Source organism: Variovorax sp. LjRoot130, from assembly GCF_964253755.1.
GTDB lineage: Bacteria > Pseudomonadota > Gammaproteobacteria > Burkholderiales > Burkholderiaceae_C > Variovorax.
Genome location: NZ_CAXURM020000001.1, coordinates 550,959 through 577,633 on the forward strand (window position 1 = coordinate 550,959; position 26,675 = coordinate 577,633).

Sequence of the window (26,675 nt, forward strand, 5' to 3'; positions counted from 1 at the left end):
CGGGGAGGCATTTCAAGTGACGACCAAGCAGCGCGGCGATGCGGCGGAAGACGCCGCGCTCGCCCATCTCCAAGCGGCCGGCCTGGTGCTGGTCGCGCGCAATTATCGAACCCCGGGCCGCGGCGGCGGCGAGATCGACCTGATCGTGCGCGATCCGCGCGACGGCACGCTGGTGTTCGTCGAGGTGCGCCAGCACGCCGGCGCCACGCATGGCGGCGCGGCCGGGAGCATCACCGCGGTGAAGAAGCGGCGCATCGTCTTCGCGGCGCGGCACTACCTGAGCCGGCTGCGCACGCCGCCGCCTTGCCGTTTCGACGTCGTGCTGGTGGAGGAGCGCATCGCCTGGATCCAGGCCGCCTTCGACGCGGATTGAGCCTCCGCCGAGGGAACCGATGCGTTGCCCCATACTCAAGTGCATCAAGCGCAGCACCTACGTCTTGTTTCAGAACCCACAGTTATCATCCCGGCCCATGCTCGAGCAACGGATCCAGCAGCACTTCATCGACAGCGCGGACCTCAAGTACCAGGCAGGTCCGCTCCTGAGCAAACCGATCGGGCAGGCGATGCAGGCCCTGCTCGCCTGCGTGACCAGCGGCGGCAAGATCCTGGCCTGCGGAGCGGGCGTCTCGGGGCTTCTCGCCGCGCTGTTCGCCGCTCAGTTCGTCGGCCGCTTCGAGCGCGAACGGCCCGAGCTGGGCGCGATCGCGCTGCCGGGCGACACCACCGACCCCGCCGCGGACACCGCCGACGCAAGCGATGCGGACCGGTTCGCGCGCCAGGTGCGTGCCCTCGGCCAGGCCGGCGACGTGCTGCTGACGCTGAGCGCCAGCGGCCAGTCGGCCGCAGTGCTGGCCGCGGTCGAGGCAGCGCATGCACGCGACATGACGGTGGTTGCCCTGCTGGGCAACGCCGCGGGCAGTGGCGCCAGCAGCAGCCCCGGCGGCGCCGTGGGGCGTGCATTGCGCGAAACCGATGTCCAGATCTGCGTGCCGCACGAACGCGCGGCGCGAATCCACGAAGTCCACCTGCTTGCGCTGCACTGCCTGTGCGACGGCGTGGACGCCCAGCTACTCGGAGAACAGGAAGGTTCCATATGACGAAGACATCCATCCGGCGCATCGCGTTGACCCTGACCGCCGGCGCCGCACTGGTTGCCGGCCTTTCCGCTTGCGTGCCGCTGGTGGTCGGAGGGGCCGCGGTCGTTGGTGCGGGGATGGTCGCGACCGACCGCCGCAGCTCGGGCGCGCAGATCGACGACCAGGGCATCGAGCTGCGCGGCGGCGCGCGGGTGCGCGAGATCGCCAACGACCAGATGTACGTCAGCATCACGAGCTTCAATCGGCAGGTGCTGTTGACCGGCGCGGTGGGCAGCGAGGCCGACCGGCGGCGCGTCGAGGAGGTGGTGCGCCGGGTCGACAACGTGCGTTCGGTGGTCAACGAACTGACGGTGGGGCCGCCGAGCACCTTCCAGCAGCGTTCCAACGACGCCTTCATCGTCGGCAAGATCAAGGCCTCGCTGCTCGATGCCAAGGACGTCTTCGCCAATTCCTTCAAGATCGTCGCCGACCGCGGCACGGTCTACCTGATGGGCCTGGCCACGCGGCGCGAAACCGATCGCGCGACCGACATCGCGCGCGGCGTCTCGGGCGTGGAGAAGGTGGTACGGGTGGTCGAGATCGTCAGCGAAGCGGAGCTCGCGAACCAGGCGCAGCAGGGCGGCACCGGTCCGGCGCCGGCCTCGCGTTCCAACGTGCCGCTGCCGCCGATGGAGCCGCTGCCGCCGGCGGGTTCACCGCCAGCGGGCGGCGCCACTGCCACGCCGGTTCGATAGGAATTCCACCAGGAACACCGCGGAACCGGCTTTGCCGAGCCGCTGGTGTTGCCCCCTGCAAGGGGGTTGGCGTAGCGACACGAAGTGCGCGAAGCCTGGGGGTGGGCTCAGCGCAGCCTGGTGATCAGGCTCGAGGTGTCCCACCTGTTTCCGCCGGCCTGCTGCACGTCGGCATAGAACTGGTCGACCAGCGCGGTCACCGGCAGCCGCGCGCCGTTGCGCTTGGCTTCGTCGAGCACCAGGCCGAGATCCTTGCGCATCCAGTCGACGGCGAAGCCGTAGTCGAACTTGCCTTCGATCATGGTCTTGCCGCGGTTGTCCATCTGCCAGCTCTGCGCCGCGCCCTTGCCGATCACGGCCAGCACTTCGTTCATGTCCAGGCCGGCGCGCTGGCCGAAGGCGATCGCCTCCGACAGGCCCTGCACCAGGCCGGCGATCGCGATCTGGTTGACCATCTTCGCAAGCTGGCCTGCGCCGCTGTCGCCGAGCAGGGTGACGGCGCGCGCAAAGGCCGCGATCACCGGCTTGACGCGCTCGAAGGCCGCCGTGTCGCCGCCGCACATCACCGTCAGCACGCCGTTCTGCGCTCCGGCCTGGCCGCCGGAGACTGGGGCGTCGATGAACTGGAGGCCGCGTTCCAGCGCCGCCTTCGCGAGCTCGCGCGCGACATCGGCGGAAGCCGTGGTGTGGTCGACGAACACCGAGCCTTGGGCCATGCCCGCGAAGGCGCCGTCGTCGCCGAGCACGACCGAGCGCAGATCGTCGTCGTTGCCGACGCAGCAGAAGACGATTGTTGCGCCTGCGGCGGCTTCGCGCGGCGTGGCCGCAGGGCGCAGCGCGCCCTTGGCCTGGGGCGCGAATTCCTTCTGCCAGTCGGCGGACTTGGCGGCCGTGCGGTTGTAGACCGCGACACTGTGGCCGGCCAGCGCAAGGTGGCCGGCCATGGGGTAACCCATCACGCCGAGGCCGAGAAAGGCGAGCTTGCGTGAGGGCGTGGAGTCGTAGGACTTGGAGGCAATGGAGGAGGTCATCGCTCGAGCTTATTCTGCTTTTTGCGGCCTCGATCAGTCCACCTTGATGTCCGAGCGCGCGGCCATGGCACGCATCCTGGGCAGTTCCTCTTCGATCCGTGCTTTCAGTGCCGCGCCGTTGCCGTAGGCGTAGGTCAAGCCGATGTCGGCCAGTTTCTTCCTCATCTCCGGCGCGCTCGCGACCTCGGCCAGGGCCTTCTCGAGCTTCTGCTGCACCGCAGGCGGAAGGCCGGCCGGCGCCACCAGGGCGAACCAGGTGCCCATGGCGAAGCCCGGATAACCGCTCTCGGCCACGGTCGGCACCTGGGGCAGCAGGGGCAGGCGCTGCGCCGAGAGCACTGCGATCGGCTTGATCTTGCCGGCCTTGATCAGCGGAGTGGCCGCCACCACGGTGTCGACCGCCACCTGCACCTGGCCGCCCATCAGCGCGGTGAGGCTGGGGGCGCTGCCGTTGAAGGGAACATGCACCATGCGGATGCCGGCCGCCGACTTGAGCATTTCGCCGCCGAAGTGCACGGAGGAGCCGGTGCCGAAGGAGCCATAGGAGAACTTGTCCGGCGCCGCCTTGGCCTGCGCGACGATGTCCTTGAGCGTGCTGCCGGCGGTGGTGTCGCCGGCCACCAGGATCAGGCTCATGTCGGCGACCATGCCGATGGGCGTGAAGCTGCGGATGGGGTCGTAGGGCAGCGACTGGCGGATCGCCGGGTTCAGTGTGAGCGTCGTGCTGGCGCCCAGCAGCAGCGTGTAGCCGTCCGGTGGCGCCTTCGCGACGATCGAGGCCGCGATCACCGTGCTGGCGCCGGGCTTGTTCTCCACCACCACGGGCTGGCCCAGCTTCTCGCCGAGGCCGACCGCCAGCATGCGGCCCAGCACATCGGTGGCGCCACCGGGCGCAAAGGGCACCAGCAGCTTGATCGGCCGTGCCGGATAACCGTCCTGGGCGAAGGCGCCGGTGCATGCGGCGGCCAGCGTGCAGGCGGTCAGAAGAAACTGGAGGAAGCGGCGCAGGGGTGGCGTGCTCATGTGAGCTCCTGTGGAGAGGGAAAGTGGAAAAAGTCAGGCCAGCAGCGGGCTCGGCACGCGCGCATGGCCGCTGGCCTGGTCGTAGGCATGGCCGATCTCCAGCACGGCCGCGTCGGCCTGGGCCGGGCCGATGATCTGGATGCCCGCAGGCAGGCCGCCGGGCCCGAAGCCCGCCGGCGCGGCCAGCGCCGGCAGTCCGGCCATGGTGGCGGGCACCACGGCCTGCATCCAGCGGTGGTAGGTGTCCATGGCGCGTCCGTCGATGGCGTGCGGCCAGTCCAGGCCGGCATCGAAGGGGAACACCTGGGCCGCGGGCATCACGAGGAAGTCGAACTGTTCGAACAGGCCGCGCAACACCTGGTACCAGGCCGAGCGCTCGCTGGCGGCGCGGTAGACCTCCTGGCCCGAGAGCCGAAGGCCGCGCTCGATCTCCCATACCGCCTCGGGCTTGAGCAGCGCGCGCGTGGCCGGGTCGTGATAGAGCGCCGCGTTGGCGCCCGTGAAGGAAAAGCTGCGCAGGTCGATCCAGGCGCGCCACAGGCGTTCGAAGTCGAAGTCCGGCAGCACGGGTTCGACCGTGCAGCCGATGGTCTCGAAATGCCTCAACGCCTGCGCACAGGTGCCCAGCAGGCCGGGCTCGGTCGGCAGGTGGCCGCCCAGATCGCCGAGCCAGCCGATGCGTGCGCCGCGGAAGTCTCGTTCCAGGGCGCCGGTGAACGCGGCGGGGTCGTCCTGCCGGCGGGTGAGCGGGAGGCGAGGATCGAAGCCGGCCTGCACCGACAGCAGCAGGGCCAGGTCGGGAATGTTGCGCGCCATCGGGCCGGCGACACTGAACTGCTGAAAGAAGACCTCCTCGGTCGGGCCGTGCGGCACGCAGCCGACGGAGGTGCGCAGGCCGTACACGTTGTTGAAGGCCGAGGGCGTGCGCAGCGAGCCCATCATGTCCGAGCCGTCGGCCAGCGGCAGCAGGCGCAGCGCCACGGCCACGCCTGCGCCGCCGCTGCTGCCGCCGGCGGAGCGCGAGGGATCGAAGGCATTGCGGGTGGTGCCGTAGACCGGGTTGTAGGTGTGGCCGCCGAGCCCGAATTCGGGCGAGTTGCTTCGGCCGATGAAGATCGCACCCCCGCGGCGCATGCGCTCGAACACCACGGCATCGGTTGTCGAAACCCTGCCGCTGAAGATCGGGGAGCCGCGCGTCGTGACCATGCCGGCCGCCGGCATGATGTCCTTGGGCGCCTGCGGAAAGCCGTGCAGCAGGCCCAGGCTCTCGCCGCGCGCGAGCTGCGCGTCGCGCTCCGCGGCCAGCCGGCGAAGCGCGTCGCGATCCTGCAGCGCGACGATGGCATTGACCTTCGGGTTGAGCCTGTCGATCTGCGCGAGGTAGGCGTCCAGCACCTCGGCGCAGGAAAGCTCCCTAGCGTGGATGGCGCGAGACAGCGCGGTCGCTTCCAGCGCCACGATGTCGGAGGAGGGCGCGCCAGTGGCGCGCGCGCCGGTCGGCGAAGCGGGTTTCAACAGCATGTTCGGCAGCGGCAGGATGGATGCACGGGCGCAGGATAGGGCAGGCCCCAGCCTTTGAACAATCGCTGTTTTTTCCAGTTATCTTTGCAATTTACGCAAACCGGACCCGCCGTGCCCATGCTGTCCCATCGCCTGCAGGAAACCTCGCTGCGCTACTTTCTCGAAGTGGTGCGCTGCGGCTCCCTCACCGAGGCCGCGGTTCGCCTGAACGTGACCGCCTCGGCCATCAGCCGCCAGGTCGCGATACTGGAAGACCTGCTGGGCGTGCCGCTGTTCGACCGCAGGCCGCGCGGCATGGTGCCCAGCGCCGCGGGCGAGTTGCTGGCCGCGCATGCCCGGCGCGGAGCGCTGGAAGCCGATCGCGTGGTTTCGGACATCCAGGGCCTGCAGGGGCTGCGCCGCGGGCGGGTGCGCATCGCCAGTTCCGCGGGCTTTGCGATCGAGTTCCTGCCGCGCGCTATCGCGGGGTTCCGCGAGCGTTACCCGGGCATCCAGTTTCATCTCAGAGTGGCCAGCCCGATGGACGTCACCACCGCCGTGCTGCACGGTGATGCAGACATCGGCCTGACCTACAGCCGCACGGCCGAGCAAGGCATCCGGATCGAACACCGGCAGCCGGCCTCCGTGCTGGCCATCATGCGGCCCGACCATGCGCTGGCCCGCCTTCGCAGCGTGACGCTGGCCCAGATGCGCGCTTTCCCGATCGCGCTGCCCGAGGCCGACAACACCGTGCGCCAGCTCTTCGATATCGGCTGCAGCGAGCGCCGCATGGTGTTCGAGCCGGTGCTGGTCAGCAACCATTTCGAGACGCTCACCAACTTCGTGCTGTACGGCGGCGGCCTGTCGATCTCCGGCGAGATCACGGTGCGCGATCGGGTGCGGCGCGGCGAGTTGCACGCCGCCGAGATCCGCGAGCGCGGCATGCGCGGCCGCGCGATCGAGCTGCAAACCCTCACCGGCCGCACGCTGCCGGAGGTGGTTCGAACCTTCCTGGGTTTTCTGCGCGAACAGCTGCCGGCGCCGGCTTGAGCGCTCCGAACCGGCCCGCGGTGCTGCTAGACGATCGCGAAGTGCTCGGTGCCCGCGGACAAGTCGGTGCTGCGCGCGCGCTGGCTGTTGAGCTTGATCTGCAGGCGCAGGTCGTTGGCCGAGTCGGCGTTGCGGATCGCTTCTTCGAAGGAGATCGCATTGCCTTCGAACAGGTCGAACAGCGCCTGGTCGAAGGTCTGCATGCCGAGGTTGCGGCTCTTCTTCATGATCTCCTTGATCTCGCCCACTTCGCCCTTGAAGATCATGTCGGCAATTAGCGGCGTGTTGAGCAGGATCTCGACCGCGGCGATGCGGCCATGGCCGTCTTCGGTCGGGACCAGGCGCTGCGAGATCAGCGAGCGCAGGTTCAGCGAAAGGTCCATCAGGAGCTGGGCGCGGCGCTCCTCGGGGAAGAAGTTGATGATCCGGTCCAGCGCCTGGTTGGCGCTGTTGGCGTGCAGCGTGGCCATGCACAGGTGGCCGGTCTCGGCGAAGGCCACCGCGTGCTCCATGGTCTCGCGGTCGCGGATCTCGCCCATCAGGATCACGTCGGGCGCCTGGCGCAGCGTGTTCTTGAGCGCGGCTTCCCAGCTGTCGGTGTCGATGCCGACTTCGCGCTGCGTCACCACGCAGTTCTTGTGCGGGTGCACGAACTCGACCGGATCTTCCACCGTCACGATGTGGCCGTAGGAGTTCTCGTTGCGCCAGTCGATCATCGCGGCCAGCGTGGTCGACTTGCCCGAGCCGGTGGCGCCCACCAGGATGGTGAGGCCGCGCTTGGTCATCGCCACGTCCTTGAGCACCTGCGGCATGCCGAGCGCATCGATGGTCGGCAGCTTGGCCGGAATGGTCCGCAGCACCATGCCCACCTTGCCCTGCTGCACGAAGGCATTGACGCGGAAGCGGCCGATGCCGGTAGGCGAGATCGCGAAGTTGCACTCCTTGGTGCGCTCGAACTCGGCCGTCTGGCGGTCGTTCATGATCGAGCGCGTGAGCGCCAGCGTGTGCTGCGCGCCGAGGGCCTGCTGCGAGACCTTGGTGACCTTGCCGTCGACCTTGATCGCGGGCGGAAACTCGGCCGTGATGAAAAGGTCGCTGCCGTTGCGGCTCACCATGAGCTTGAGGAGTTCGTTGATGAACTGGCTGGCCTGATCGCGTTCCATGTCGGTACTCCGGTGCGGGCGGGGCTGTTCTTCAGCCCGGGAAATTCTCGGGAATCTTGGCCTTGCCGCGCGCTTCGGCCGCGGAAATGACGCTGCGACGCACCAGGTCGGTCAGGTTCTGGTCGAGGGTCTGCATGCCCTGGCCGCTGCTGGTCTGGATCGTCGAGTACATCTGCGCGACCTTGCCTTCGCGAATCAGGTTCCGGATCGCGGAGGTGCCGAGCATGATCTCGTGCGCCGCCACCCGGCCCTGGCCGTCCTTGGTCTTGCACAGTGTCTGCGAAATCACGGCCTGAAGCGACTCCGACAGCATGGCGCGGATCATTTCTTTCTCCTCGCCGGGGAACACGTCGATGATCCGGTCGATGGTCTTGGCGGCCGAGGAGGTGTGGAGCGTGCCGAACACCAGGTGGCCGGTTTCGGCCGCGGTCATCGCGAGGCGAATGGTTTCGAGGTCGCGCATTTCGCCGACCAGGATGGCGTCCGGGTCTTCGCGCAGCGCCGAGCGCAGCGCGTTGGCGAAGGAGAGCGTCATCGGCCCGACTTCGCGCTGGTTGATCAGGCACTTCTTCGACTCGTGCACGAACTCGATCGGGTCTTCCACCGTCAGGATGTGGCCGTACTCGGTTTCGTTCAGGTAGTTGACCATCGCCGCCAGCGTGGTCGACCTGCCCGAGCCGGTGGGCCCGGTCACCAGCACCAGGCCGCGCGGCTTGAGCGCGAGGTCGCCGAAAATCTTCGGCGCGTTGAGCTGCTCCAGCGTGAGGATCTTCGAAGGAATGGTCCGGAACACCGCCGCCGCGCCGCGCGCCTGGTTGAAGGCGTTCACGCGGAAGCGCGCCAGGCCGTCGATCTCGAACGAGAAGTCGACCTCGAGGAATTCTTCGTAGTGCTTGCGGTGCGTGTCGCTCATGATGTCGTACACCATGGCGTGCACCGCCTTGTGATCGAGCGCGTCGACGTTGATGCGCCGCACGTCGCCATGGACCCGGATCATGGGCGGCAGGCCGGACGACAGATGCAGGTCCGATGCCTTGTTCTTGACGCTGAAGGCCAGCAGTTGGGTGATGTCCACGAAGCTCCTCGGTGACGTTTTGATACGCTTTTGACGATTATGACGATGATTGGTGACAAGCTCCAGCAAGTTCGGGCCCGGATCGTGACGGCATGCACGGCGGCCGGCCGCAATCCGGCGAGCGTGCGCTTGCTTGCGGTGTCCAAGACCTTCCCCGCCGAGGCCGTGCGCGAGGCCCGCGCCGCCGGACAGATTGCCTTCGGCGAGAACTACGTGCAAGAGGGGGTGGCCAAGATCCAGGCACTGGCCGATCTGCGCAGCGAGCTCGAATGGCACTGCATCGGCCCTCTGCAGAGCAACAAGACGCGGCCCGTGGCCGAGCATTTCGACTGGGTGCACAGCGTCGACCGGCTCAAGATCGCCGAGCGCCTGGCCGAGCAGCGGCCGGCGCATCTGCCACCGCTTCAGGTGTGCCTGCAGGTCAACGTGGACGGCGGCGCCAACAAGTCCGGCGTGCCGGCCGAGGAGGCCCTGCAATTGGCGCGGGCTGTGGCGGCCTTGCCACGCTTGCGGCTGCGCGGGCTGATGGCGATCCCGGAGCCGGCGCCGGATTTCGAGGCGCAGCGCGCGGTGTTCCTGCATGCGGCGGTGCTTTTCGAGACATTGCGCACGGCGGGCCTCGAGCTCGACACGCTTTCGCTGGGCATGTCGGCCGACCTCGAAGCGGCGGTCGCGGCCGGCAGCACGATGGTGCGGGTGGGCACGGCGATCTTCGGGGGGCGGGTGGTGTCTACTTGACGAGGGCGTTCCCCACCACAAAGATAAATGCCGTCACAGGGAAACAAAAGACGAAGAACAAGAGGCCGGCCCCCATCGACCGCAGCCGCGAGAGTCGATTCAGCTCTCGATAGGCGCCCCATCCGGCAAAGATCCACGCGAGCATGGCGCCGAATACGGCGAACTGCACCAACAGCGACGCCCGGTAGGCGGAGCTTGCGAGCAATCGCTCCTTGTTCTCGATGAGGAAAGCCGCAAGATTGCCAGCGTATGCGGCGTCGTGCAGTTCCTTGAACAGAGCGGGATCGAAGGCCCTGACCGTCCCGGCAAAGCCCAGATAAAGACCTGTCGCGAGGAGCAGGAGAACGCCGGCGTAGTAGAAGTGGATGGTCAGGAATTTCTGAAGTCCCGCTCTGCCTCCGGCGATGCGCCACGCCAGGTACAGCGCAGTTCCATACGCCAGGACGTTCATCAGGGCAAACACGCTGTCGGTGCCGAGCTCGAGCAAGGGGTCGCCCCGACTCAAGGGGATCTTCAGGATCCAGCCGATCGCAAAGGAAATCGCCAGGAAGATCAGTGCTTTCTGCGTCGCCGATTCGTCGCTGGAAAGACGTTCGGCGATGAAGCGTTTCGGCCCGGTCAACAGAGGAAAAAGAGCCTCGAAGTAGGTCGGGATCAGACCGACGAGCCTTTCAAAGATCTCTTTCATGCTTTGCGCTCTTGGTTGCTCCTGGCCCAAGACAGCGGCGCAATGGCGATTGCGCCGCCGGGGATTGTGCGCGCGCACTGGCCGCAAGTCACATCAAGAGTGGAATCCGCGCGCTGCTTTTCACCTCTTCCATCACCGCATAGGTCCGTGTCTCCCGCACGCCCGGCAGCTGCCACAGCACCGTGCCCGCGAACTCGCGATAGGCCGCCATGTCGGCCATGCGCGTCTTGAGCAGGTAGTCGAAGCCGCCCGCGACCATGTGGCATTCCATGATCTCGTCGCGCACCTGCACCGCGGCCTTGAACTGATCGAACACGTTGGGGGTGGTGCGGTCGAGCAGCACCTCGACGAAGACGGTGAAGCCGCGGCCGAGCTTGTGCGGATCGAGCCGAGCCTCGTAGCCCTGGATGAAGCCCTCGCGCGTGAGCCGCTGCACGCGCGCCAGCACGGCGGTGGGCGATAGCGAGACGGTCTCGGCCAGCTTGAGGTTGGAAATGCGTCCGTCCTCCTGAAGAATCTTCAGGAGTTTCATATCGATCCGATCCAGACTGGCTGCTTCAGTGCTCATGACTGGAGAATTATCCAGCGAAAGGCCGATATTTGGTGAATAACTCGGCGGCGAAAGGCGGACCATCGCTGCATCGATACCGGAGCTTTTCCCATGCGCCTGCCTACCCCCTATCGGCCGGAAGCCGACATCGTTTCGCACCGCCTCGCAGCCCTGAAGGGTGCGCTCGACTGGACCGCGGCGGCCGGTGCCGCCGCGCCCTGGGTGCGTGCCGTGCGCGACCGGCCGCCGCCCTTCTGGGCCATGGAAAGCCTGCTGCGCGAGTACCCGATCTCGAGCGCTGAGGGCCTGGCGCTGATGCGCCTGGCCGAAGCGCTGCTGCGCGTGCCCGATGCCGAGACCGCCATCGCGCTCACCGCAGACCAGCTGGGCCGCGCCGATTTCGAAGGTGCCGCCGACTCGACCTTGTCGCGCCTGTCCTCCTCCGCGATCGCGCTGTCGAAGAGGTTCCTGCCCGACCCCGGGCACCCCGGATCGGAGCCCGGCCTGATGGCCCGCCTCGGCGCGCGCACCGTGGTGGCAGCCACGCTGCGCGCCGTGCAACTGCTGGGCCGCCAGTTCGTGCTGGGCCAGACCATCGAGGAGGCGATGGCCGAGGCCCGATCGGCGCACAGAAAGCAGGAGGCCCTGCGCTTCAGCTACGACATGCTGGGCGAGGGCGCGCGCACCGATGTCGACGCGCTTCGCTACCTCGACAGCTACGTCAACGCGATCCGGTCCATCGCGGCCGGCGCCGACAGCGGGGGCACGCCCGAACACAACGACGGCATCTCGATCAAGCTCAGCGCGCTGCATCCGCGCTATGAAGATGCGCAGCGCGAACGCGTGATGCGCGAACTGGTGCCGCGCGCGTGGCAGCTGTGCGAACTCGCGGCCGATGCGAATCTCAACCTCACCGTCGACGCCGAGGAGGTCGACCGGCTCGAGCTCTCGCTCGAGGTGTTCGAAGTGCTGGCCGCCAAGGTGGCGGCCGAGCGTCCGCAATGGCGCGGCTTCGGCCTTGCGATGCAGGCCTACCAGACGCGCGCGCTGGAACTGGTCGAGCACATCACCGCGATCGCCCGCAAGTATCGGCTGCGCCTGATGTGCCGCCTGGTCAAGGGCGCCTACTGGGATGCCGAGATCAAGCGCGCCCAGGAGCTGGGCCTGCCGCACTACCCGGTGTTCACGCACAAGCACCACAGTGACATCAGCTATCTGGCCTGCGCGCGCGCGCTGCTGGCAGCGCCCGATGCGGTCTACCCGCAGTTCGCGACGCACAACGCGGGGACCATTGCGGCCATTCTCCAGATGGCCGGAGACACCCCTTTCGAACTGCAACGCTTGCACGGCATGGGCGAGGGCGTCTATCGCGAGGTGATGAAGAGCACCACCGCGCCGGTGCGCATCTATGCGCCGGTAGGCCAGCACAAGGACCTGCTGGCCTACCTGGTGCGCCGGCTGCTGGAGAACGGCGCCAACTCCTCCTTCGTCAACCAGCTGGGCGACGAGGCGATCGCGATCGACGAGCTGCTGGTCTCGCCGCTGTGGCTGGAGCGCGATGCCTCGCTGCCGCTGCCGAGCACGCTCTACGGTCCGCCGCCGGCACGCCGCAACAGCAACGGCGTGGATCTGGCGGTCGAATCGATGCGTGCGCCGCTTCTTGCCGCCTACGATGAATGCACCGTGCCGGCCGTGGCCGAGTTCGACGCGCAGCGAGCCGCCGATGCAGTGGCCGTTTCGGCGGCCAGCTATCGCACCTGGAGCAAGACCCCGGTCGCGCAACGCGCCGCGGTGCTGCGCCGCGCGGCCGATGCGCTCGATGCCGAGCTGCCGCGCTTCTGCGCCTTGCTGGTCAAGGAAGCCTTCAAGACCTGGGGCGATGCGGTCGCCGAGGTGCGCGAGGCGGTCGACTTTCTGCGCTACTACGCCGACGAGGCCGAGCGCGTCATGCGGCCGGTCGTGCTGCCCGGCCCCACCGGCGAGAGCAACGAACTGCGGCTGACGGGGCGCGGGCCCTGGGTCTGCATCAGCCCCTGGAATTTCCCGCTCGCGATCTTCCTGGGCCAGGTGGCGGCCGCGCTCGCGACCGGCAACACGGTGCTGGCCAAGCCGGCCGAGCAGACGCCGGCCGTCGCCCTCGAAGCCGTCCGGCTGCTGCATGCGGCGGGCGTGCCGGCCGATGCGGCGCAACTGCTGCACGGCCCCGGCGAGACCGTCGGCGCCGCGCTGGTGGCGGCGCCCGGTGTGGCCGGCGTGGTGTTCACCGGCTCGACCCAGGTGGCGAAGATCATCCACCGCGCGCTGGCCGCCAAAGACGGCCCGATCGTGCCGCTGATCGCCGAGACCGGCGGCATCAACGCGATGGTCGTCGACTCCAGCGCGCTGCCCGAGCAGGTGGTCGATGCGGTGGTGCAGAGCGCCTTCCGCTCGGCCGGCCAGCGCTGCTCGGCGCTGCGCCTGCTGCTTTTGCACGAGAGCATCGCCGACGGCGTGATCGAGATGATCCGCGGCGCGGCGCAGGAGCTTGCGGCGGGCGACCCGTCCGAGCTCGCGACCGACGTCGGCCCGGTGATCGACCGCGAAGCCTTCGAGGGCATCCAGCGCCACCTGCAGCGCCTGAACGCGGAAGCCCGCGTGCTGGTCGCGCCGGCGTCCTCCGCACCGGCGGTGGCCAACCTGATCGCGCCGCATGCCTACCTGCTGCCCTCCATCGAGCGCGTGAAGACCGAGATCTTCGGCCCGGTATTGCACATCGTGCGCTGGTCGGGCGAGCCACAGGCCGTGATCGACCAGATCAACGCGCTCGGCTTCGGCCTCACGCTCGGCATCCAGACGCGCATCGACAGCCGTGCCCAGGCCATGGCTGCGCGCGCCCACGTGGGCAACATCTACGTCAACCGCAACATCATCGGCGCGGTGGTCGGCGTGCAGCCCTTCGGCGGCGAGGGCCTGAGCGGCACCGGCCCGAAGGCGGGCGGGCCGCACTACCTGCTGCGCTTCTGCGCGGAGCAGACGCTCACCATCAACACCACTGCGGCCGGCGGCAATGCCGCGCTGCTTGCCGCAAGCGCATAAGGGGCAACGCAACGCGCATAGGCCATGGCGCAGCGGGCGCCGCGCAGCTATCGTCCGCCGCATCCCAACAGCAACCAGGAGTGCCATGAGCGCCGATCTGTCCTACGTTCAACCGACCGCCAACAGCCCGTGGGGCACCTATCTCTCGCAGGTCGACCGCGTCGTTCCCTACCTGGGCGGCCTGGCCCGCTGGGTCGAGACGCTCAAGCGCCCCAAGCGCGCGCTGATCGTCGACGTGCCAATCGAGATGGACGACGGCACCATCGCCCACTTCGAGGGCTACCGCGTGCAGCACAACATGTCGCGCGGCCCGGGCAAGGGCGGCGTGCGCTTCCACCCCGACGTGACGCTCGAAGAAGTGATGGCCCTGTCGGCCTGGATGACGGTGAAGACCGCCGCGGTGAACCTGCCCTACGGCGGCGCCAAGGGCGGCATCCGCGTCGATCCGAAGAAGCTTTCGCTGCAGGAACTCGAGAAGGTCACGCGTCGCTACACCAGCGAGATCGGCATCATCATCGGCCCGCAGCAAGACATCCCGGCGCCCGACGTCAACACCAACGCCCAGATCATGGCGTGGATGATGGACACCTACTCGATGAACGTCGGCGGCACCGCCACCGGCGTGGTCACCGGCAAGCCGCTGCACCTGGGCGGCTCGCTGGGCCGCGTCAAGGCCACCGGCCGCGGCGTCTTCGTCACCGGCCGCGAGGCGGCGCGGCGCCTCGGGTTGGAGCTGCGTGGCGCGCGCATCGCGGTGCAGGGCTTCGGCAACGTGGGCTCGGTCGCGGCCGAGCTGTTCGCCGAGGCCGGCGCCAAGATCGTCGCGGTGCAGGACCACACCGGCACCATCGTCAACAGCAAGGGCCTCGATCTGAAAGAACTGGTGCCGCTCTCGCGCACCGAGGGCGTGGTGGGCTTCAAGGGCGGCGACGTCATCAACAACGAGGCCTTCTGGGAAATCCCCTGCGACATCCTGATCCCGGCCGCGCTGGAAGGCCAGCTGACCGCCGAGCGCGCGCAGAAGACGACTGCCAAACTGGTGCTCGAAGGCGCCAACGGCCCGACCGTGCCGACGGCCGACGACATCCTGGCCGAGCGCGGCGTGCTCGTGGTGCCCGACGTGATCTGCAATGCAGGCGGCGTGACGGTGAGCTACTTCGAGTGGGTGCAGGACTTCTCGTCCTTCTTCTGGGACGAGGACGAGATCAACGTGCGGCTCGACCGCATCATGATGAACGCGCTCAACCACATCTGGGACACAGCCGACAAGCACAGGATCACGCTGCGCACGGCGACCTTCGCGGTGGCCTGCGAGCGCATCCTGATGGCACGGCAGGAACGCGGCCTCTATCCATGACGCCTGACTACAGCGCGCACATCGATGCCCTGTTGGCCGATGGCCGGCGCAAGCTGCTCGGCCTGGTCGGGGCGCCAGGCTCGGGCAAGTCGACGCTCGCGCTGGCGCTCCGGCAGGCCCTGCCCGGGCGCGTGCAGGTGGTGCCGATGGACGGCTTCCACCTTGCCAACGCGGAGCTGCAGCGGCTGGGTCGGGCCGATCGCAAGGGTGCGCCCGACACCTTCGACAGCGCGGGCTATGTCGCGCTGCTGCGGCGCCTGCGCGAGCAGCGCGAGGACGAGATCGTCTACGCGCCCGAATTCCGCCGCGAGATCGAGGAACCGATCGCAGCTGCGATCGCGGTGTTGCCGCAGACGCGGCTGCTCATCACCGAAGGCAACTACCTGCTGCTGCAGGAAGGCCCGTGGGCCGAGGTCGCGCCCTTGCTCGACGAGGTCTGGTACGTGGAAGTCGACGACGGCCTGCGCATGGAGCGCCTGGTGCAGCGCCACCAGCAGTTCGGCCGCAGCCGCGAAGCAGCGCTGGCCTGGGTGGCAGACACGGACGAGCCCAACGCGCGCCGCATCGCCGCCACGCGCGGCCGGGCGCACCGCGTGATTCATCGCGACGCCTGAGGCGGGAACGCGGCGCGGATCAGGACGTCCAAAAGAAGCCGGTTACGCCGGTGGCATGCCGCTAGCATCTGCGGCTCGCCCATTCCGATGCTTCGATGCCTGTCATGCGCCTTTCGTCTTCATGCACCGCCGCCGCGCTGCTGTTCTCGCTCCTCCTGGCGGGCTGCATCTCGCCTGCCAAGCGCGTCTCCTACGACCCCGAGGAGTTCGATTCGACCACCACGCACACGCGCGTCTTCCGCGCCACGCAGGCGCAGACCTGCGAGGCCGCGCGGCGCGCGCTCTTGAGCCAGGGTTATCTGGTGACGGCGGCGAATGCCGACCTGGTGGCCGGCCGCAAGAGCTTCCAGCCGACCGGCGAGGTGCATGTGGAGGTCGAATTGCGCGTGGTCTGCGCGCGCGAGGGCAGCGCCAACAGCACGGTCGCCTTCGCCAGCGCGCTGCAGGACCGCTACAGCCTGAAGAAGGTCAACAACTCGGCGAGCGTGGGCGTGGGCGCGCTGGGTTCCCTGTCGCTGCCGTTCTCGTCCAGCGACGATGCGCTGGTCAAGGTGGCCAGCGAGACGCTGACCGACGAACGTTTCTACGACCGCTTCTTTGCCTTGATCGACCGCTTTCTGGTGCCCGAATCGGTCGAGGTCACGCCGGTCGCGCCGCCCGAGCCGCCGAAGCCGAGCACCGACGCGCCGCTGCGGCCGGTGCCCCTGTCGCCTTCCCGAGGTTGAGAACTCAAAGCGCGACCGAGCGCGCCGCGTAGGCCGGCAGACCAGTCAATCCGCAGAGGCGCTGCAGCACGCCGTAGCCCTGCGCCAGCGCCGCGGAATAGGTGGCGAAGGCGCGGTCGGCGCGGTGCAGCGGCTCGAAATGGCCGTCGTGGCGCACGTCCTCGTGAATCACCCAGTAGTAGGAACCGTCAAAGGGTTGTTCCACCAGCAAGCCAATCTTTCGCACGTCCATCTCGGTACTCCGTTTTCAAAATGAGTACTAAAGAATGTAAGACTATGTGTCTATTTGGCGGAGGTGAAAAAGTCACGCTCCGGTGGCTTTTGCGCTCCCTCAGCGCACCAGTGTCGACTTGCCGAACAGGCTCTCGATCAGTTCCACCGCCACTTCCGCCGTGCGGTTGCGCACGTCCAGCGCCGGATTGAGTTCGACCACGTCGAGCGAACCCAGCCGGCCGGTGTCGGCGATCATCTCCATGCACAGCTGCATCTCGCGCCAGGTCGGCCCACCGCGCACGCCGGTGCCGACGCCCGGCGCGTAGTCGGGGTCCAGGCAGTCGAGGTCGAAGCTCACGTGCAGGTGCGTGTCTTCGTCGATGTCCTGCAGCGCCTCGGTCATGGTCGTGCGCATGCCGTGCTCGTCGATGTGGCGCATGTCGAACACGTGCAGCCCGAGCGCGCGGATCGCGGCCTTCTCGTCGGCATCGACGCTGCGGATGCCGAGGAAGCGGATCGCGTCGTGCTCGAGCGCTGCGGCCTCGCCGCTCCAGCCGGTCAGCGCCGCCGGCCCGTGGCCGAGCAGGCAGGAGACCGGCATGCCGTGGATGTTGCCGCTCGGGCTGGTGCGCTCGGTGTTGACGTCGGAGTGCGCGTCGAGCCACAGCACGCGCAGCTTCTTGCGGCGCTGGCGCGCATGCCAGGCGATGGCGCTGATCGAGCCGATCGCGAGGCAGTGGTCGCCGCCCATCAGCAGCGGCAGGTGGCCGGCACGCAGCGCCTCGTCGACGGCGGCGTAGACCGATCGATTCCAGGTCACCACCTCGTCGAGATGGCGCAGCCCGTTCGCCGGCTCGGTCCAGGGCGTGGCCGGCCCGGCCAGGTTGCCGCGGTCGACGATCGCGAAGCCGAGTCGCGCGAGGGTGCCGGCGATGTCGGCGACCCGCAACGCATCGGGCCCCATGCCGGCGCCGCGCACGCTGGCGCCGATGTCGGTGGGCGCGCCGATCAGCTGGATGGTGGGAGTGTTCATTGGAAAAAACCTCCGATGGGTATCAGGCGTAGGCCGGAGCCAGTCCGCGGCGCAGTCGGCTGCTCGCGCTGTCGACGATGAAAACCAGCACGAACATGGCGCCGATCACAGTCGACGCCTGTGCCTGCTGGAACAGCGAAAGATGAAAGTACAGCATCTGCCCGAGCCCGCCGGCGCCGACGAAGCCGAGCACCGCCGCCATGCGGATGTTCATCTCCCAACGGTACAGCGTATAGGCCAGCCATTGGGGCCAGACCAGCGGCAGGCTGCCGTAGGCGAAGGCCGCGACCGCGCCGCCGCCGGCATCGAGCAGCGCGCGCTCCGGCGCTTCGGGCACGTTCTCCAGCGTTTCGCTGAAGAGCCGGCCGAACACGCCGGTGGTATGCAAAGCGAGCGCCAGCACGCCCGCGAAGGGGCCGAGCCCGGCCGCGAGCACCATCAGCGCGGCCCACACCAGCTCGGGCACGCTGCGCAGGAAGTTCAGCACGAAGCGCGAGGCCTGGCGCAGCGCCAGCCCGAAGCGCCCCGAGGCGGGCAGCGCCAATGCGGCGCCGGCCAGCATCGCGAGCAGCGTTCCGAGCGCCGACATCGCGAGCGTCTGCAGCGCGCCCCAGGCCGTTTTGGCCAGGAAGGCGGGCGAGAGGTCGGGCGGGAAGAACTCGGCGATGAACTTCGCCATCGCCGCGATCGACTCGCACGCGAACAGGGCGCGGAAGTCGATGCCGAGGTAGATGAAGCTTGCGACCACCGCGATCGCCACCGCGGAAGTCGCCGCGATGCAGCCGAGGCAGGGCCCGGCGGCCCGTGCGCGCTCCGAGGCTGACGGCTGCATAGGCTTCACGCCAGCCACTTTCGCAGCGCCGCGCTGAGTGCATCTGCCATCAGCACCAGCAGCAGGAACACGATCAGGATGGTGCTGGCCTCGCCGCCGTTGAGCATCTTCATCGACTGGTCCATCAGCTGGCCGAGCCCGCCTGCGCCGACGAAGCCCATCACGACCGAGGCGCGAACCGCGCATTCCCAGCGGTAGACGGTGTAGGAGACCAGCTCCTGCGCGGCGCCCGGCAACAGGGCGTAGAACAGCGCGGCGAGGCGCCCGCTGCCGGCCTCCAGCAGCGCCCGCGCGGGCCGCGTGTCGCCCGACTCGAGGATCTCCGCGTAGACCTTGCCGAGCATGCCGCCGTAGGTGATCGCCAGCGCGAGCACGCCGGCCGCCGGGCCGAGGCCGAGGGCGCGCACCAGTACCAGCGCCCAAACCACTTCGGGGATGGCGCGCAGCAGGGTGAGCACGCCGCGCGCTGCCGTGCGCACCGCCTGGCCGCGCCAGCGCCCCGGCCCGGGGCCGATGCGCGAGATCGACAGCGCCTGCGTCACCGCGAAGGCCAGCGGCACGGCGAGCACGAAGGCGAGCGCGACGCCGGCCGTGGCCATGGCGAGGGTTTCCAGCGTCGCGCGCGCCAGCAGGCCGAGGAAGTCGGCCGACAGCGCCGGTGGCAGGAAGCCGGCCAGGAAGCCGCCCATCACGCGCAGGCTGGCGGGGGCCAGCAACGCCTGCGGCTTGAACTCTGCGATCACCAGCATCGGCCACAACACCAGCAACCCGAGCAGCAGCGCGCCGAGGCGCCGGCGTGCGAGCGGATCGCGCATTGCGGGCGGGCTCGCGGCACTCATCGGCAGGCGGCCGGAAGCACGGGCTCGCGGCTGCCGCGTTCGATGTCGTTGAAGCCGCCCTGTGCCTGGGTCGGCAGCACGCCGCCTTCGGTGGCGTAGAGCTCCTGCAGCATCGCGCGGCTGACCGCCGCGGCCGGTGCGTCGAACACCACCACGCCGGCGCGCAGGCCGACGATGCGATCGAACCATTTCAAGGCCAGGTCCACCGCATGCAGCGAGGCCACCAGCGTCGCGCCGGTGGCTTCGCTCTGCGCGATCAGTTCGCCGACCGCCATGTCGGCCAGCGCGGGGTCGAGCGCGGAGACCGGCTCGTCGGCGAGCATCAGTTCGGGCGCCTGGTAGAGCACGCGCGCCATGCCGACGCGCTGCAGCTGGCCGCCCGAAAGCCGGTCGCAGCGATCGAACAGCCGGTCGGCCAGGTCCAGCCGTGCGAGCGCGGCCTGCGCGCCGGCGATGTCGCTCGGCACCAGCAGCGAGACCAGCGCGCGAGCGCTCGACCAGGCGCCGAGCCGGCCCGCGAGCACTGCCGTGATGACGCGCAGGCGCGGCGGGATCGGCGGCGCCTGGTGGACGAGGCCGATGCGTGCGCGCAGCGCCTTCAGCGGCCGGGCCCCGAGCTGCCATGGCCGCGCGCCCAGGAGCTCGACGCGGCCCTCGCTCGCGCGCAGCGCGGTCGCCGCGATGCGCAGCAAGCTGGTCTTGCCCGCGCCCGATGGACCGATGACGGCCACGCGTGCGCCGCGTTCGACGGCCAGCGTCACGCCTTGCAGCGCGCGCTGGCCGTTGGGATGCACGAGGCCGACATCCTCGAGCGCCAGCGCGGCTTCGGCGTTCACCGGCTGCCCCAAGCCCTTACTTGATGAGGCCCGCGGACTTGGCAGCGGCTTCGATGCCGTCGTAGTTCGAGGCCTTGGTCGGGATGAACTTCGAGGCGCGCTGCAGCGCCAGGATCTCCTTGTGCTCCGGATTCGCCGCGTCGAGCTTGAGGAAGGCATCGGCGAGCTTCTTCGTCGTCGCGGCATCGAGGCCGGGCCGCACGGTCCAGTTGTAGTCGTAGTAGGGCGCCGTGGTCGCTAGCACGCGCACCTTGGCGGCGTTGGGGTTGGCCGATTCGATCAGCTTGTCCATCACCGAGGCGTTCAGCACGCCGGCTTCGGCCCGGCCCGCGGCCACGAAGGCCACGGTGGCATCGTGCGCGCCCGAGAACGCGACGGTCTTGAAGTCCTTGTCGGGATTGATGCCGGCCTGCAGCAGGAAGTAGCGCGGCATCAGGTGGCCCGAGGTCGAGGAGGGCGAACCGAAGGCGAAGGTGGCGCCCTTGAGATCGGCCAGCGTCTTGGCCTTGCTGTCGGTCGGCACGATGAACTTGCTGGTGAACTTCTCGTCCTCGGCGCGCTGCACGATCGGCACGGCCGCGCCGTTGGTGCGCAGCTTGGCCTGCACGAAGGTGAAGCCGCCGAGCCAGGCCAGGTCGATCTTGTTCGTCGCCAGGCCCTCGACCACCGCGGCGTAGTCGGTGACGGGCGTGAACTGCACGTCGAGGCCGGTCTCCTTCTTCAGGTAGTCGCCGAGCGGCTTGAACTTGCGCTGCAGCTCGGTGGGCGCCTCGTCGGGAATGGCCGACACGCGCAGTACGCCGCTCTGTGCATGGACTGGCGTGCCGGCGGCGAATGCGAGCAGGGAGAAGAGGGCGAGCTGGAGGAGTTGTCGTTTCATGGCGCGCTGCCGGTTGGAGGGAGGGCTGCAGTTTAAGGAGCGGCGGTCCGGAAGCCCGCGAAGACGTCGTCGCGATCGGGCTGGAAGAAGTTGCGGTAGCGGAGGTCGTGCAGCCGCGCATGGGTGGCGAAGGCCCCGCCGCGCAACTCGCGATGGTCGCCGAACCAGGGGGCGGAATAGTCGCGATAGGGCCCGGCCGCGAAACCCGCGTAGGGTTCGAAAGTGCTGGCCGTCCATTCCCATACGCTGTGTCCCCAGGCGAAGTCGGGCTGCGAGGCGGCCGCTTGTTCCCATTCGGCGGCCGTGGGCAGGCGGCGTCCGGCCCAGCACGCATAGGCTTCGGCCTCCCAGGCGTTGAGGTGGATCACGGGCTGGTCGGGGTCTAGCGGCAGCCAGCGGTCGAACCATCGCGTCTGCCATTGCGGCTGCCGGCGCCAGCGCGCGGGATGGCTGCGCGACTGCGCCGCGCGCCAACGGCCTGCATCGCCGGGCCAGAAGGCCGGATCGTCGTAGCCGCCGGCCTCGACGAAGCGCAGGTACTGGCCGGCCATGACCGGCGTGGCATCGATCTCGAAGGCGGCCAGGGGAACAGGATGCTCCGGCAGCTCGTTGTCGAAGGCGAAACCGCCGCGGGTTGCCGGCCAGCCGATGCGAACCTGCGCAGCGGGCACCGTGATCGCGGGCGCTGCGGCGAGGCGCGGCAGGGCCAGGCCTGCGGGTGCGCCGTAGCCCAGCGTCGCGCGCAGCCAGGTGAAGGCTTCGCCGTGCATGTCTTCGTGGAACAGCGCCAGGCGGTGGAAGTACAGGGCTTCGTCGCTGTCGTCCTGCTGCGCGAGCGCGGCGAGGCAGGCGTCGAGTTGCGCGTCGAGCCGCGCGCCGAGTTCGTCACGCGAGGGCAGCGGCGCAGCCCAACGCGCGATGTGGGAAAGGCGCGCCGAGTCGAACAGCGCATCGGGGCCCGCCAGGCGAGCGGGCTCGCTGGCCTGAACCCAGCCGTCGGTGTCGACCGTGTGCGGGCCGCGCAGCACCCAGAATTCGGCGAACCATGCGAGGTGCGCCAGCTCCCATGCGACGAGGTTTACGCCGGGTTGCTGAGGCACGCGCCATTGCGCATCGCTCAGGTCGAAGGTCCAGGCGCGCGTGCGCGCGCGGCTCTCGCGCAGCGCGGCCGCGAGCGCTTCGCCGGCGAGGGTTCGCGCCTCAGCCATGGTCACGCAGGACGCGCCGCCCTGCCAGAATGGCCCGGTGCTCAAACCCCGAGTCCTGATCGTTACGCCGGCACTGGCGGACGCCAACAACGGCAACTGGCGCACCGCCTCGCGCTGGGCGCAGTTCCTGTCGGGGGTGGCCGAGGTCGAGATTGCACGCACGTGGGACGGCGGGCATTGCGACGCGATGATCGCGCTGCATGCGCGCCGTTCCGCCGATTCGATCGCACGCCTGCGGGCCGCGCGACCGGACTGCCCGATCGCGCTGGTCCTGACCGGCACCGATGTGTACCGCGACATCGACGAGAGCAAGGCAGCGCAGCATTCGCTCCAGTGTGCCAGCCAACTCGTGGTGTTGCAGCCCGATGCGCTCGATCGCCTTGGTGCCGGCGAACGCACCAAGGCCCGCGTGATCCTGCAATCGGCCAGCCGCATGCGCCGCCGCGACGGCGCCCGCAGCCTCGACCTGGTGGCGGTCGGCCATCTGCGCGACGAGAAAGACCCGCTCACCCTGATGGCTGCGGCGCGCCGACTGCCTCCGGAGACGCCGATCCGCATCGCGCACATCGGCGACGCGCTGGCGCCGGAGCTGGGCGAAGCGGCGCGCCGCACCATGGCCGAGTGCCCGCACTACCGGTGGCTCGGCGGGCTGCCGCGCGAAGCCGCGCGGCGCTGGATCGCGCGCGCCGGCGCACTGGTGCACATGAGCCGCATCGAGGGCGGCGCGCAGGTGGTGATCGAGGCCGTGCGTTCCGGCGTGCCGGTGCTGGCGAGCCGCATCGGCGGCAATCTGGGATTGCTGGGCGAAGACTACGAGGGCTGCTTCGCCGCCGGCGACGATGCGGCCCTCGCCGCGCTGATGCAGCGCTTCGTGTCGGAACCCGCGTTCGCGGCACGCCTGGCGGCACAGTGCGCGCTGCGCGAACCCGATTTCACCCCACAGGCCGAACGCCAAAGCGTGCGGCGCCTGCTGCGCGATCTGCTCGCGCCACCATAATCTTTGCGACCCACGAAAGCCCTCCATGAACGATCGCACCCTCTCTCCAGGCATCCGGCTCACCAGCTTCTCCCACGGCGGCGGCTGCGGCTGCAAGATCGCGCCGGGCGTGCTGTCGGAAATCCTGCGCAACAGCGGCGGGGGCCTGATTCCGCCCGAGCTCATGGTCGGCATCGAGACCGCCGACGATGCGGCGGTCTACCGGCTCAACGACGAGCAGGCGCTGATCGCCACCACCGATTTCTTCATGCCGATCGTCGACGACCCCTTCGACTTCGGCCGCATCGCGGCGACCAATGCGATCAGCGACGTGTACGCGATGGGCGGCACGCCGATCATGGCGCTCGCGCTGGTCGCGATGCCGGTCAACCAGCTGCCGGTGGAGGTGATCGGCGAGATCGTGCGCGGCGGCCAGGCGGTCTGCCGCGAAGCCGGCATCCCGATCGCGGGCGGCCACACCATCGACTCGGTCGAGCCGATCTACGGCCTGGTGGTGATGGGCCTGGTGCATCCGGACAAGGTCCGGCGCAACGCCGATGCCAAGGCCGGCGACCTGCTCGTGCTCGGCAAGCCGCTGGGTGTGGGCGTGCTCTCGGCCGCGTTGAAGAAAGAGAAGCTCGATGCCGAGGGCTATGCGCAGCTGATCGCCAACACCACGCGGCTCAACAAGCCCGGCATCGCGCTGGCCGCGCTCGAAGGCGTGCATGCGCTGACCGACGTGACCGGCTTCGGTCTGGCGGGCCACACGCTCGAGATGGCGCGCGGCGCCGGGCTCCGGGCGGTGATCGACTGGCCGCAGGTGCCGCTCTTGCCGCGTGTCGCCGAAATGGCGGCGCAGGGCTTCGTGACCGGCGCCTCGGGGCGCAACTGGGCCGGCTATGGCGCCGAGGTGCAGCTCGATGCGGCGCTGCCGCCGGTGGCGCAGGACCTGCTGAGCGATCCGCAGACTTCGGGCGGCCTGCTCGTGAGCTGCGCGCCCGACACCGTCGATGAGGTGCTGGCCTTGTTCCATGCGCAGGGCTTCGAAGCCGCGCGCGTGATCGGCCGCATGGAAGCCGGGCCGGCCGGCCTGCGCGTCAGCGCGTAGCCGCGGCAGCGGTCGCCGTCCTCTTGCGCGCCGGCGCCTTGCGGACCGCGGCCTTGGCGGGCGCGGCTTTCTTGCGGGCAGGTACCTTGAGCGGCTTCGCGGCGTTGGCCGCCGTGGCGGCCGCCAGATGCGGGGTCGCCTCGGCGGCCTCGAGCGACCTGATGCGCGCCAGGATCGCGTGGTGCTCTTCCAACAGGTAGTCCGCGATGTCCTCCACGTCCGGCACCGCGCGGCGGCAGGCGATCAGGCCGAAGTCCAGCATGCCGTTGTAGCTCTGCACCGTCATGTTGAGCGCCATGCCATGGCTCGGGATCGACACCGGGTAGTAGGTCAAGAGCTTGGCGCCCGCGAAGTAGAGCGCGGTCTGCGCGCCCGGCACGTTCGAGATCACCACGTTGGCCACCGGCGGCAGCCGGTCCGCCAGCCGGGAGCGGCCGTACATCGAGGCCAGGCCCGACATCAGCCAGGGCGCGCCGAAGGAAGGGAAGTCGGTCGGGATCGCGGCCTTGATGCTGCCCATCAGGTTCTTCGCGGCGGCCGAGGATTCGGAGATGACCTTGATGCGCTCGATCGGATCGGCGACGTCGGTCGCCAGCGTCATGACGGTCATCGAGACCTGGTTGTTCGACGAAGTGTCGCCCGGCGCGCGCAGCGTGACCGGGATGGCTGCGCTCATCGGCTTCTTCGGCAGCTTGCCGTGGTCCGACAGGTAGCGCCGCAGCGCGCCGGCGCAGATGGCCATCACCACGTCGTTGAGGCTGGCGCCGAGCTTCTTGCCGGCCTGCTTGACTTCGGCCAGTGGGATCGAGCGCACCGCATAGGAACGCTGGTTGGTGATTGCCACGTTGAGCGGCGTGCGCGGGCCGAGCACGTTGAGATTCTTCGGCAGCGCCCAGGCCTTGCTGCCCTCGCTGGTCGGCTGCGGGACGATGAGGCTGCGCACCGCGCGCGCCATGTCGGGCAGCGTCTTCACCAGCTTCACGTACTGCTGCAGCGTGTTGGTGAAGGCGGCGCCCGCCAGTTCGGCCACGCCGAGCTGGTAATTCCTGCGCCGCGCGATCTGCCGCGGCGCTTTGATGGGGTCGGGATGGGGCGTCAGATCCATGATCGCCTGCGCGAAGGCGGCGCCGGCCTGGCCGTCGATGCCGGCATGGTGCACTTTCGAGTACATCGCCATGCCGCCGCCCTGCAGGCCGTCGATCACGAAGAACTCCCACAGCGGCCGGCTGCGGTCCATCAGCGTCGAATGCAGGCGGCCCACGTACTGCTCCAGCTGCCGCATCGTGCCGGGTCGCGGCAGCGTGACGCGCCGCACGTGGTAGTCGAGATCGACATCGTCGTCTTCGACCCAGACGGGGTTGGAGAGCTCGAAGGGCATCAGCGCGAGCTTGCGCGTGAAGATCTCCGAGAGGTGCATGCGGCTCGCGATGTGCGCTTTCACGTCCTCGTAGAAATCGCCTTTGTAGCCGGCGGGCAGCTCGAGCAGGTGCAGGCCGCCGACGTGCATGGGCGTCTCCGGCGTCTCGGTGTGGAGGAAGGTTGCATCGAGGCCGCTCAGGTGTTTCATTCGGGTGTCCTGTGTCTTGCGCGTCAAAATGATCGGCAATGTGGCAGGCGCCGGATAGCGGGTAAGCCCCGAGGGCGTCTCGTCGTAGCATCGCGGGGGCCGAAGAAAATTGGGGCAGTTGGACTAACTATCGAACCGTTCTAGTTTTTCAGGCCTAGGCCTTTGCGAAGAAGATGAGCCTCATCAACTTCACCAGGAAACCACCATGTCCACGCAAAACATCTCCACGGCCGCCATCCATGTCGTCGGTCAGTACAACGAGGCCGGCAAGACGCTGGTCAGCGCCTACCGCACCGGCGCGCATCGGCTGCTGAACGGCGCCGCTTCGCGCTACAGCGCCTTCCTCGGCAAACGCCAACTGCCGCTCCTGAACGACGACATCAAGGCCCGCCTGATCGGCGCGCAAGACAAGATCAACGGCTTCCTGGCCAACCGCCTCGACATCGACACCGGCCGCGTGGTCTCGGTGATGGACCGTGTCGCCGCCGGTACCACGAGCGGCATCGAGTCGGTCGCCAAGGTCGCGGCGCGCGTCGAGTCGCCGCTCGGCAGCTCGGTGCTGAACACGCTGGGCAGCGTCCACATGCCGATCGCCAACGTTTCGGTGCAGATCGCCGACAAGATCGCCGCCGGTGCCAAGCAGATCGAAAGCCGCGTGGCCGGCGATACGAGCGCCGCCCAGGTCGTCAAGACCGTGAAGGCCAAGGCCAAGCCGGTGGTGCGCCGCGCCGTGCGCAGCACCACGCGCAAGGCCTGATGGCCG

27 protein-coding genes are annotated in these 26,675 nt (G+C 68.9%); 12 read left to right on the forward strand and 15 right to left on the reverse strand.

All coding sequences use genetic code 11. The features are described from left to right. Positions 1–16: 16 nt before the first annotated feature. The 3 genes from ACSQ86_RS02885 to ACSQ86_RS02895 all read left to right on the forward strand — a co-directional run bounded on the left by ACSQ86_RS02885 (position 17) and on the right by ACSQ86_RS02895 (position 1,831). Entirely contained in the window at positions 17–373 is a 357-nt protein-coding gene (locus ACSQ86_RS02885; RefSeq protein ID WP_436308459.1) for a YraN family protein, read from the forward strand. Between the two features lie 97 nt (positions 374–470). Then, a complete protein-coding gene (locus ACSQ86_RS02890; RefSeq protein ID WP_093105064.1) occupies positions 471–1,097 on the forward strand; it encodes an SIS domain-containing protein in 627 nt (208 codons plus the stop codon). Continuing rightward, positions 1,094–1,831, forward strand: coding sequence for a BON domain-containing protein (locus tag ACSQ86_RS02895; RefSeq protein ID WP_093105066.1), 738 nt, complete (start codon positions 1,094–1,096; stop codon positions 1,829–1,831). The genes ACSQ86_RS02890 and ACSQ86_RS02895 overlap by 4 nt, the downstream gene beginning before the upstream one ends. 107 nt (positions 1,832–1,938) lie before the next feature. On the opposite strand, the gene ACSQ86_RS02900 is transcribed toward ACSQ86_RS02895, so the two are convergent. From ACSQ86_RS02900 to ACSQ86_RS02910, 3 genes are read right to left on the reverse strand one after another with little or no spacing between them, the layout of a single operon-like run. Next, on the reverse strand, positions 1,939–2,862 hold the full coding sequence (locus ACSQ86_RS02900) for an NAD(P)-dependent oxidoreductase (RefSeq protein WP_436308460.1): 924 nt from the start codon (positions 2,860–2,862) through the stop codon (positions 1,939–1,941). Between the two features lie 33 nt (positions 2,863–2,895). Beyond that, positions 2,896–3,885 carry a Bug family tripartite tricarboxylate transporter substrate binding protein gene (locus ACSQ86_RS02905; RefSeq protein ID WP_436308461.1) on the reverse strand — a complete coding sequence of 330 codons (990 nt, stop codon included), beginning with the start codon at positions 3,883–3,885 and terminating at the stop codon, positions 2,896–2,898. A 33-nt stretch (positions 3,886–3,918) separates the two neighbouring features. Beyond that, positions 3,919–5,406, reverse strand: a complete 1,488-nt coding sequence (locus tag ACSQ86_RS02910) for an amidase (protein WP_436308462.1) — start codon at positions 5,404–5,406, stop codon at positions 3,919–3,921. A 117-nt stretch (positions 5,407–5,523) separates the two neighbouring features. Here ACSQ86_RS02910 and ACSQ86_RS02915 point away from each other — a divergent pair, with 117 nt between their 5' ends. Beyond that, positions 5,524–6,435, forward strand: coding sequence for a LysR family transcriptional regulator (locus ACSQ86_RS02915; RefSeq protein WP_436308463.1), 912 nt, complete (start codon positions 5,524–5,526; stop codon positions 6,433–6,435). Between the two features lie 26 nt (positions 6,436–6,461). On the opposite strand, the gene ACSQ86_RS02920 is transcribed toward ACSQ86_RS02915, so the two are convergent. Then, a complete protein-coding gene (locus ACSQ86_RS02920; RefSeq protein WP_093105080.1) occupies positions 6,462–7,598 on the reverse strand; it encodes a PilT/PilU family type 4a pilus ATPase in 1,137 nt (378 codons plus the stop codon). A 31-nt stretch (positions 7,599–7,629) separates the two neighbouring features. After that, positions 7,630–8,673, reverse strand: a complete 1,044-nt coding sequence (locus tag ACSQ86_RS02925) for a type IV pilus twitching motility protein PilT (protein ID WP_436308464.1) — start codon at positions 8,671–8,673, stop codon at positions 7,630–7,632. A gap of 39 nt (positions 8,674–8,712) precedes the next feature. Between ACSQ86_RS02925 and ACSQ86_RS02930 the strand changes: the two genes are divergently transcribed. Beyond that, positions 8,713–9,411, forward strand: a complete 699-nt coding sequence (locus ACSQ86_RS02930) for a YggS family pyridoxal phosphate-dependent enzyme (RefSeq protein WP_436302621.1) — start codon at positions 8,713–8,715, stop codon at positions 9,409–9,411. Here ACSQ86_RS02930 and ACSQ86_RS02935 read toward each other — a convergent pair. Beyond that, on the reverse strand, positions 9,404–10,099 hold the full coding sequence (locus ACSQ86_RS02935; protein WP_436302622.1) for a hypothetical protein: 696 nt from the start codon (positions 10,097–10,099) through the stop codon (positions 9,404–9,406). The two genes, ACSQ86_RS02930 and ACSQ86_RS02935, sit on opposite strands and share 8 nt — an antisense overlap. A gap of 88 nt (positions 10,100–10,187) precedes the next feature. After that, positions 10,188–10,667 carry an Lrp/AsnC ligand binding domain-containing protein gene (locus tag ACSQ86_RS02940; protein WP_436302623.1) on the reverse strand — a complete coding sequence of 160 codons (480 nt, stop codon included), beginning with the start codon at positions 10,665–10,667 and terminating at the stop codon, positions 10,188–10,190. A gap of 93 nt (positions 10,668–10,760) precedes the next feature. Here ACSQ86_RS02940 and ACSQ86_RS02945 point away from each other — a divergent pair, with 93 nt between their 5' ends. From ACSQ86_RS02945 to ACSQ86_RS02960, 4 genes are all read left to right on the forward strand, one after another. Beyond that, complete coding sequence (locus tag ACSQ86_RS02945; RefSeq protein ID WP_436302624.1) at positions 10,761–13,724, forward strand: L-glutamate gamma-semialdehyde dehydrogenase; 2,964 nt, start codon at positions 10,761–10,763, stop codon at positions 13,722–13,724. A gap of 85 nt (positions 13,725–13,809) precedes the next feature. Further along, entirely contained in the window at positions 13,810–15,081 is a 1,272-nt protein-coding gene (locus tag ACSQ86_RS02950) for a Glu/Leu/Phe/Val family dehydrogenase (protein ID WP_436294415.1), read from the forward strand. After that, entirely contained in the window at positions 15,078–15,695 is a 618-nt protein-coding gene (locus ACSQ86_RS02955; protein ID WP_436308465.1) for a nucleoside/nucleotide kinase family protein, read from the forward strand. The genes ACSQ86_RS02950 and ACSQ86_RS02955 overlap by 4 nt, the downstream gene beginning before the upstream one ends. 104 nt (positions 15,696–15,799) lie before the next feature. Next, positions 15,800–16,420: a DUF2242 domain-containing protein gene (locus ACSQ86_RS02960; protein ID WP_436308466.1), complete on the forward strand. Its 621-nt coding sequence runs from the start codon at positions 15,800–15,802 to the stop codon at positions 16,418–16,420. A gap of 4 nt (positions 16,421–16,424) precedes the next feature. On the opposite strand, the gene ACSQ86_RS02965 is transcribed toward ACSQ86_RS02960, so the two are convergent. From ACSQ86_RS02965 to senA, 7 genes are all read right to left on the reverse strand, one after another. Continuing rightward, entirely contained in the window at positions 16,425–16,652 is a 228-nt protein-coding gene (locus ACSQ86_RS02965) for a hypothetical protein (protein ID WP_093105107.1), read from the reverse strand. Positions 16,653–16,751: 99 nt separating this feature from the next. Then, positions 16,752–17,666, reverse strand: coding sequence for an arginase (gene rocF / locus ACSQ86_RS02970; RefSeq protein WP_436294418.1), 915 nt, complete (start codon positions 17,664–17,666; stop codon positions 16,752–16,754). Positions 17,667–17,688: 22 nt separating this feature from the next. Continuing rightward, positions 17,689–18,498 carry a phosphonate ABC transporter, permease protein PhnE gene (phnE, locus tag ACSQ86_RS02975; protein WP_436308467.1) on the reverse strand — a complete coding sequence of 270 codons (810 nt, stop codon included), beginning with the start codon at positions 18,496–18,498 and terminating at the stop codon, positions 17,689–17,691. Between the two features lie 5 nt (positions 18,499–18,503). Continuing rightward, the gene (locus tag ACSQ86_RS02980) at positions 18,504–19,337 is read right to left on the reverse strand and encodes a PhnE/PtxC family ABC transporter permease (RefSeq protein ID WP_436308468.1); all 834 of its coding nucleotides are present in this window, start codon (positions 19,335–19,337) and stop codon (positions 18,504–18,506) included. After that, positions 19,334–20,173: a phosphonate ABC transporter ATP-binding protein gene (locus tag ACSQ86_RS02985; protein WP_436308469.1), complete on the reverse strand. Its 840-nt coding sequence runs from the start codon at positions 20,171–20,173 to the stop codon at positions 19,334–19,336. Before ACSQ86_RS02985 ends, ACSQ86_RS02980 begins: the two co-directional genes overlap by 4 nt. A gap of 16 nt (positions 20,174–20,189) precedes the next feature. Further along, on the reverse strand, positions 20,190–21,053 hold the full coding sequence (locus ACSQ86_RS02990; RefSeq protein ID WP_436302628.1) for a putative selenate ABC transporter substrate-binding protein: 864 nt from the start codon (positions 21,051–21,053) through the stop codon (positions 20,190–20,192). Positions 21,054–21,085: 32 nt separating this feature from the next. Further along, positions 21,086–22,306, reverse strand: a complete 1,221-nt coding sequence (gene senA / locus ACSQ86_RS02995; RefSeq protein WP_436308470.1) for a selenoneine synthase SenA — start codon at positions 22,304–22,306, stop codon at positions 21,086–21,088. Here senA and senB point away from each other — a divergent pair. After that, entirely contained in the window at positions 22,299–23,258 is a 960-nt protein-coding gene (senB, locus tag ACSQ86_RS03000; protein ID WP_093105460.1) for a selenoneine biosynthesis selenosugar synthase SenB, read from the forward strand. The two genes, senA and senB, sit on opposite strands and share 8 nt — an antisense overlap. Before the next feature lie 25 nt (positions 23,259–23,283). Beyond that, a complete protein-coding gene (selD, locus tag ACSQ86_RS03005; protein WP_436302631.1) occupies positions 23,284–24,345 on the forward strand; it encodes a selenide, water dikinase SelD in 1,062 nt (353 codons plus the stop codon). Here selD and ACSQ86_RS03010 read toward each other — a convergent pair. Beyond that, entirely contained in the window at positions 24,335–25,912 is a 1,578-nt protein-coding gene (locus ACSQ86_RS03010) for a WS/DGAT/MGAT family O-acyltransferase (RefSeq protein WP_436302632.1), read from the reverse strand. The genes selD and ACSQ86_RS03010 overlap by 11 nt on opposite strands. A gap of 205 nt (positions 25,913–26,117) precedes the next feature. On the opposite strand from ACSQ86_RS03010, the gene ACSQ86_RS03015 reads away from it, so the two are divergent. Beyond that, entirely contained in the window at positions 26,118–26,669 is a 552-nt protein-coding gene (locus tag ACSQ86_RS03015; protein WP_093105125.1) for a hypothetical protein, read from the forward strand. Positions 26,670–26,675 lie beyond the last annotated feature (6 nt).

Coding starts and splice junctions, on each gene's coding strand:
- ACSQ86_RS02890 (WP_093105064.1), top strand. CDS start 471: ATGCTCGAGCAACGGATCCAGCAGCACTTCATCGACAGCGCGGACCTC.
- ACSQ86_RS02895 (WP_093105066.1), top strand. CDS start 1,094: ATGACGAAGACATCCATCCGGCGCATCGCGTTGACCCTGACCGCCGGC.
- ACSQ86_RS02900 (WP_436308460.1), bottom strand. CDS start 2,862: ATGACCTCCTCCATTGCCTCCAAGTCCTACGACTCCACGCCCTCACGC.
- ACSQ86_RS02905 (WP_436308461.1), bottom strand. CDS start 3,885: ATGAGCACGCCACCCCTGCGCCGCTTCCTCCAGTTTCTTCTGACCGCC.
- ACSQ86_RS02910 (WP_436308462.1), bottom strand. CDS start 5,406: ATGCTGTTGAAACCCGCTTCGCCGACCGGCGCGCGCGCCACTGGCGCG.
- ACSQ86_RS02915 (WP_436308463.1), top strand. CDS start 5,524: ATGCTGTCCCATCGCCTGCAGGAAACCTCGCTGCGCTACTTTCTCGAA.
- ACSQ86_RS02920 (WP_093105080.1), bottom strand. CDS start 7,598: ATGGAACGCGATCAGGCCAGCCAGTTCATCAACGAACTCCTCAAGCTC.
- ACSQ86_RS02930 (WP_436302621.1), top strand. CDS start 8,713: ATGACGATGATTGGTGACAAGCTCCAGCAAGTTCGGGCCCGGATCGTG.
- ACSQ86_RS02935 (WP_436302622.1), bottom strand. CDS start 10,099: ATGAAAGAGATCTTTGAAAGGCTCGTCGGTCTGATCCCGACCTACTTC.
- ACSQ86_RS02940 (WP_436302623.1), bottom strand. CDS start 10,667: ATGAGCACTGAAGCAGCCAGTCTGGATCGGATCGATATGAAACTCCTG.
- ACSQ86_RS02945 (WP_436302624.1), top strand. CDS start 10,761: ATGCGCCTGCCTACCCCCTATCGGCCGGAAGCCGACATCGTTTCGCAC.
- ACSQ86_RS02950 (WP_436294415.1), top strand. CDS start 13,810: ATGAGCGCCGATCTGTCCTACGTTCAACCGACCGCCAACAGCCCGTGG.
- ACSQ86_RS02955 (WP_436308465.1), top strand. CDS start 15,078: ATGACGCCTGACTACAGCGCGCACATCGATGCCCTGTTGGCCGATGGC.
- ACSQ86_RS02960 (WP_436308466.1), top strand. CDS start 15,800: ATGCGCCTTTCGTCTTCATGCACCGCCGCCGCGCTGCTGTTCTCGCTC.
- ACSQ86_RS02965 (WP_093105107.1), bottom strand. CDS start 16,652: ATGGACGTGCGAAAGATTGGCTTGCTGGTGGAACAACCCTTTGACGGT.
- rocF (WP_436294418.1), bottom strand. CDS start 17,666: ATGAACACTCCCACCATCCAGCTGATCGGCGCGCCCACCGACATCGGC.
- phnE (WP_436308467.1), bottom strand. CDS start 18,498: ATGCAGCCGTCAGCCTCGGAGCGCGCACGGGCCGCCGGGCCCTGCCTC.
- ACSQ86_RS02980 (WP_436308468.1), bottom strand. CDS start 19,337: ATGAGTGCCGCGAGCCCGCCCGCAATGCGCGATCCGCTCGCACGCCGG.
- ACSQ86_RS02990 (WP_436302628.1), bottom strand. CDS start 21,053: ATGAAACGACAACTCCTCCAGCTCGCCCTCTTCTCCCTGCTCGCATTC.
- selD (WP_436302631.1), top strand. CDS start 23,284: ATGAACGATCGCACCCTCTCTCCAGGCATCCGGCTCACCAGCTTCTCC.
- ACSQ86_RS03010 (WP_436302632.1), bottom strand. CDS start 25,912: ATGAAACACCTGAGCGGCCTCGATGCAACCTTCCTCCACACCGAGACG.
- ACSQ86_RS03015 (WP_093105125.1), top strand. CDS start 26,118: ATGTCCACGCAAAACATCTCCACGGCCGCCATCCATGTCGTCGGTCAG.